Origin of the sequence: Microbispora bryophytorum, from assembly GCF_006874465.1 — a bacterium.
Taxonomy (GTDB): Bacteria; Actinomycetota; Actinomycetes; order Streptosporangiales; family Streptosporangiaceae; genus Microbispora; species Microbispora bryophytorum.
Window position 1 is genome coordinate 1 of sequence record NZ_VIRL01000080.1, and the last position, 618, is coordinate 618.

At 69.1% G+C, this 618-nt stretch carries 1 protein-coding gene; it reads left to right on the forward strand.

All coding sequences use genetic code 11. The features are described from left to right. Window positions 1-253: 253 nt before the first annotated feature. A partial coding sequence (locus FLX07_RS35915) for a substrate-binding domain-containing protein (RefSeq protein WP_142576434.1) occupies window positions 254-618 on the forward strand: 365 nt, incomplete at its 3' end.

Here is a 618-nt window from a genome sequence, read left to right on the forward strand (position 1 = left end):
CTTCACGGTGATCACCAATCTGTTCATTCTCAACGGCCTCAACACGGCCGACCAGCTCGTCGCCAAGGGCGCGATCATCGTCGTCGCGGTGCTCCTGCAGCGGCGAAGCCTCACCTCACACACCTGACCCCCGGCACCCCCGGCTCCTTTCCCGATCTTCCAGGTCCGCCGCTCTACGGCCGCGGTCCCGGCGGCACACGCCCCTTTTCCTCGCTTTCCTGCTTTTCCACCCCCCATTGCAAGGGAGAACGACATGACCCAGAATCCCGGCCGCCGAGGCTTCCTCCTCGGCGGAGCCGTCCTCGGCGCGGGCGCCCTCGTCACGGCCTGCACCAGCAACGAGCCGGCGGCGCAGGCGAGCGCGCCGGCCGCCGCTGCCGCCACCGCCGCGGCCACGGGCGGGAACGAGGCCCCGGGCGACAAGGTCGTCATCGGCTTTTCGGCCCCGGCCGCCGACCACGGCTGGATCGCCGCCATCGCCAAGAACGCGGCGGACGCGGCCAAGCAGTACTCCGATGTGGAGTTGAAGGCGGTCGAGCCGACCAACGACATCAACCAGCAGATCTCCGCGGTGGAGTCGCTGATCCAGGCCAAGGTCAACGTGCTGGTGATCCTGCC